The sequence below is a fragment of the Microcoleus sp. B9-D4 genome (assembly GCF_036705105.1).
Lineage (GTDB): Bacteria > Cyanobacteriota > Cyanobacteriia > Cyanobacteriales > Microcoleaceae > Microcoleus.
The window spans coordinates 1-4,635 of record NZ_JAUBTS010000133.1; the positions used below are offsets into that span (position 1 = coordinate 1).

Below are 4,635 nucleotides of genomic sequence, written 5' to 3' on the forward strand. Positions count from 1 at the left end.
GCCGCTTTTACCAACAAGGTATGCGGGCTGCAACCCTGATTCGGTCTATCTCCTAGGCCTCTTTGTCACCCCCCCAGGTTTCAATATAGGACATTGCTGCGTTGAATTGTTCGTCGGTTATGTAAAACTGATTGTGGATTAGCTTGGGTGGATAGCCAGCGCAGATGTAATCCATGAGTTGATAAAGTGTAATCCGCGTACCTGCGATCGTGAGTCCGCGCTCGGTGCGAATAATGGTTGATGATTTTCCGCTTGATACCGAAGTCATAGTTGTAACCTTTAAGCGATTATCTTCATTTTACCTTACTGTATCGACTCATAAATTCTCGCCCTCCAATTCAAATCCCTTCCACTCCATCATACTTTCAAACATTCTCGCTGCTGCTCACTACGAGGAACTCCATAAGCAGTATGAGGTCTAACATCAGGCGGTTGAAGCCCCAAAACAATTGATTTAGCCGGAATTCCTGCTGCAACTAACTCCTCAGCAATCAGGCGATCGGTATTATTTGCTTGAATCCACACCTGACCGTCAATAATATCAATATGAATCACGCAATGGTGAATGCGCTGCTCATTAAACCAACCTATATTTATTAACATATAACGGTCATTTTCCAAATCAAAAATTATTTCATTTTGGATCCCAATGTCACAAACGGGAATCTCAGCGTATTCAGTAAGGAGCTGCTTAACAAGTTTGCGATAATTATTTAAGCTATCCATTGTACTATTTCCTCTATTTTTGGGTTGAAAACAACCAAATTTAGGCGGTTATTATCTAGCAATATCTGACCAAAACTTTCTCCTTCAAAAAGCTCTGTAAAAGCATTTAGTGGAATCGCAAGATACAGTTGTCTTTCTGATTCCGTCCGTTTTAAGATGTCATAGTAAAGAGTATATTGACCCAAAGCTTGCTCTAAATCTGCAATTCTAGACTCTCTGATAAAACTTTTAACTTCAACGGCTATCTTGCGATCGTTGTTCTCAGCAGCTAATAGCTGTTCGGCACCAAGATCGATCGATAGGTTTCTCTTCGCCCAAGCCAAGGGATACGGATCGTGGGTAATTGTCCAGCCAGCCTTAATCAGAGCCTGTTTGACAACTTGATGATAAATGTCTCTTGCTGGCACGATCGCTCTCTTTTGCTATCGAGGTTAACACTGACTATTATAATGTGCAGAAGTCTCAACCATTATGCGAGAAATTCAATCTGAAACAACACGATCGCCCGTAAGCGTTGCCCTCGAAGAGGATCGCCCCACCCAAATAGTCCTGAACCCACATCGAGGCCAGAAACCGGGTTTCTTCCTATATCTCTAGCCCAGAATCTGCGATTTTTCAGAGAAACCCCGTTTCTTCGCGTAACTCCTACCAAATCAAAATCTGGCAATACCCTAAATATAATTAAAATTTGTTAAGATTAACTCGACCTCAGCGCCGGCATCCCATCCGCCGCTAAACCAGCCCTTCCCCAGTCCCCACAACAATGCTGCGACTCGAACACATCAGTAAAATTTACCCCACAGGCGTCGTACTCAAAGATGTCACCTGGGAAGTCAAGCCAGGCGATCGCATCGGCTTAGTAGGCGTTAACGGTGCCGGCAAATCCACCCAACTCAAAATCATCGCCGGCGAAATCGAACCCACCGCAGGGGAAGTCATTCGCCCCGCCAGCCTCCACATCGCCTACCTCTCCCAAGAATTTGAAGTAGATCCGACTCGCACCGTCAGAGAAGAATTTTGGCGCGCCTTCAGCGAAGCCAACGATGTCCACGAATCGCTGATGCAAGTCCATCGAGACTTGGAAGTCTCCACCCCAGAAAATCTCGACGAACTGATCCACAAAATGGATCGGCTGCAACGACAATTTGAAGGCTTAAACGGCTACGGTTTAGAAGCCCAAATCGAGAAAATTCTGCCAGAAATCGGATTTGAACCCGAAGACGGCGATCGATTAGTCAGCGCCTTCAGCGGCGGCTGGCAAATGCGGATGAGTTTAGGCAAAATTCTCCTGCAAAAACCCGACATCCTGCTGCTAGACGAACCTACCAACCACCTAGACTTAGAAACCATCGAATGGCTGGAAGTGTACCTGAAAGGGCTGATAACCCCCATGGTAATCGTATCCCATGACCGGGAATTTCTCGATCGGCTTTGCACCCAAATCGTCGAAACCGAACGCGGCGTTTCCACCACCTACCTCGGCAACTACTCCTCCTACCTGCTGCAAAAAGCAGAAGCCAGAGAAGCCCAACTCAGCGCCTACGAAAGCCAGCAAAAAGAACTCGAAAAACAGCAAGCATTCGTAGAAAAATTCCGCGCCAGCGCCACTCGCAGCACCCAAGCCAAAAGCCGCGAGAAACAGTTAGACAAAATCGAACGCATCGAAGCCCCCACCGGCGGATTAAAAACTTTGCATTTCCGCTTTCCCCCCGCACCCCGCAGCGGCCGCGAAGTAGCAATAATTGAAGATTTGGTGCACACCTACGGCGAAAAAATCCTATTCTTGGGAGCCGACTTGTTAATTGAAAGGGGCGATCGTATAGCCTTTCTCGGTCCCAACGGCGCGGGCAAATCAACCCTGCTGCGGATGATTATGGGCTTGGAAAAGCCGACAGAAGGTACGGTCAAATTGGGAGGCCACAACGTCATTCCCGGTTACTTTGAACAGAATCAGGCAGAAGCCTTAGATTTGAATAAAACCGTGATGCAAACCATTCACGACGAAGTACCCGACTGGAAAAATGAAGAAGTTCGGACTTTGTTGGGCCGTTTCTTATTTACGGGCGAAACAGTATTCAAACAGGTTGGCGCTTTAAGCGGCGGCGAAAAAGCCCGCCTAGCTTTGGCAAAAATGCTGTTGACTCCCGTGAATTTGCTGATTTTGGACGAGCCGACAAATCACCTCGACATTCCGGCGAAAGAGATGATGGAAGAAGCCATTCAGAATTATGACGGTACGGTAATTATCGTTTCGCACGATCGCTATTTCATCTCCCAAGTCGCCAACAAAATAGTGGAAATTCGGGATGGAGAGTTTCGCCCTTATTTGGGAGATTACCACTACTATCTGGATAAAATAGCCGAAGAAAAAGAGCTAGCAAAGATCGCCAAACTTGAAGCTGAAAAAGCAGCTAAAAAAGCGGAAAAAGAAGCTAAGAAAAAAGCAACTGCCAAGCAAAAATAAAGTCTCAACAACCAATCAGAAATCTGGACACGGCAATGCCGTGTCCCTACAATCAATTGGGCGATGGTTACATTATTCGATTGGGAGCGTGATTATTTTGAGGTAGGGAAACGGCATTGCCGTGTCCAGAGTTGCTCTGAGTTAAATTTTAACCCAAAATTCGATTAATCATCTGATTCGCCTGGGACTCATAACTCCCGCCAAATAAATTAAAATGATTCAAAATGTGATATAGGTTGTAAAAAGTTTTGCGCTTTTCATACCCTGAATCTAACGGCCACACCTGATTGTATCCCCGATAAAACTGCGCCGGAAACCCGCCAAATAATTCCGTCATCGCAATATCAACTTCTCTATCTCCCAAATACGTCGCCGGGTCAAAAATCACCGGTTCCCCCGCAGATGTCACCCCTGCGTTTCCCCCCCACAAATCCCCGTGTACTAGCGAAGGTTGAGGTTCATAACCTGCTAACAATTCAGGAATTACCTTTAATAAACGTTCCTCTTGCGGAAAATTACCGCCCCGACGCCTAGCCAATTTTAACTGATAACCAATTCGATGTTCTGCCCAAAATTCTGCCCAATTTGCCGTCCAGTTATTAATTTGCACAGTTGAGCCGATCGTATTATTCATATCCCAACCAAAAGCTGTTCTCAACAAGCCTGAATTAACCTCTTCTCTACCCCTTAGGAAAGGGGGGCTGGGGGGAGTATATTTGTGCATTGCCGCTAGTTTGCGCCCCATTTCTTCCCAAGCTCGATCGCCCCCGCGCCCTCCCAAATCCAGCCATTCCAGTACAATGTAAGCTGAATTACCCTCAGTTCCCCAGCAAATCGGCTCAGGTACTCGAATCGTCTGGGTTACCCGCATTTGCTGCAAACCCAAAGCCTCAGCTTCAAACATCGCGACTTGGGAAACTTGATTGATTTTGGCGAAGTACGTGCGGGAACTGCTGCTGATAGCATAGCCTTGATTTATGCAGCCACCGCTGACAGAACGGCGATTGTCGATGAAAAATGAGTCTCCGGTTACTTCGCTAATGCGTGCGGCAATGTTATCCCACATTGAATCGAATCGTGTTGAGGGCGATCGGAATTAGTTTAACAGGTAGAGCAACTTAATCATCAAAAACAACAAAGCCCCTATCTGTATGGCAGAAAGAGGCTTTGCTGATTGTAAATAGAATCCCAGGCATCGAGCTATTTTCTCAGGCAGTGACCCGCCAAATATCTTCGCCACCGCAGCGTTTAACAACCGAGTTCGGGATGGAATCGGAGTGGTGCCACTGCGTCATAGACACCTAGAAAAACTGTGAGGGTAGAACCCTGAAGACTGCATAGAAATAAGTCATCATCATTACCATCGAAAAATAGAGGTCAAGCCCTCGGTCTATTAGTACGCCTCAGCTTCATCCCTCTCAGGACTTCCACTTAACGCCTATCAA

Annotated in this window: 5 protein-coding genes and 1 rRNA gene; 1 reads left to right on the plus strand and 5 read right to left on the minus strand. The window is 46.5% G+C overall.

What is annotated here, in order from left to right; all coding sequences use genetic code 11:
• Nucleotides 1-52: 52 nt before the first annotated feature.
• From QUB24_RS32870 to QUB24_RS32880, 3 genes are all read right to left on the minus strand, one after another.
• Nucleotides 53-268: a DUF433 domain-containing protein gene (locus tag QUB24_RS32870; RefSeq protein WP_333157744.1), complete on the minus strand. Its 216-nt coding sequence runs from the start codon at nt 266-268 to the stop codon at nt 53-55.
• Between the two features lie 89 nt (nt 269-357).
• Nucleotides 358-726, minus strand: coding sequence for a XisI protein (locus tag QUB24_RS32875; protein WP_333157746.1), 369 nt, complete (start codon nt 724-726; stop codon nt 358-360).
• Complete coding sequence (locus QUB24_RS32880) at nt 714-1,133, minus strand: element excision factor XisH family protein (RefSeq protein WP_333157748.1); 420 nt, start codon at nt 1,131-1,133, stop codon at nt 714-716. Before QUB24_RS32880 ends, QUB24_RS32875 begins: the two co-directional genes overlap by 13 nt.
• A 356-nt stretch (nt 1,134-1,489) precedes the next feature.
• On the opposite strand from QUB24_RS32880, the gene QUB24_RS32885 reads away from it, so the two are divergent.
• Entirely contained in the window at nt 1,490-3,190 is a 1,701-nt protein-coding gene (locus QUB24_RS32885) for an ABC-F family ATP-binding cassette domain-containing protein (protein ID WP_333157749.1), read from the plus strand.
• A 148-nt stretch (nt 3,191-3,338) separates the two neighbouring features.
• Here the strand turns inward: QUB24_RS32885 and QUB24_RS32890 are convergent, their stop codons facing one another.
• A complete protein-coding gene (locus QUB24_RS32890) occupies nt 3,339-4,256 on the minus strand; it encodes a fructosamine kinase family protein (RefSeq protein WP_333157751.1) in 918 nt (305 codons plus the stop codon).
• 121 nt (nt 4,257-4,377) lie between these two features.
• Nucleotides 4,378-4,495, minus strand: a 5S ribosomal RNA gene (rrf, locus tag QUB24_RS32895).
• Nucleotides 4,496-4,635 lie beyond the last annotated feature (140 nt).

Excerpts from the sequence above, each read along its gene's own strand:
- QUB24_RS32870 (WP_333157744.1), bottom strand. The coding sequence starts at position 268 with ATGACTTCGGTATCAAGCGGAAAATCATCAACCATTATTCGCACCGAG.
- QUB24_RS32875 (WP_333157746.1), bottom strand. The coding sequence starts at position 726 with ATGGATAGCTTAAATAATTATCGCAAACTTGTTAAGCAGCTCCTTACT.
- QUB24_RS32885 (WP_333157749.1), top strand. The coding sequence starts at position 1,490 with ATGCTGCGACTCGAACACATCAGTAAAATTTACCCCACAGGCGTCGTA.
- QUB24_RS32890 (WP_333157751.1), bottom strand. The coding sequence starts at position 4,256 with ATGTGGGATAACATTGCCGCACGCATTAGCGAAGTAACCGGAGACTCA.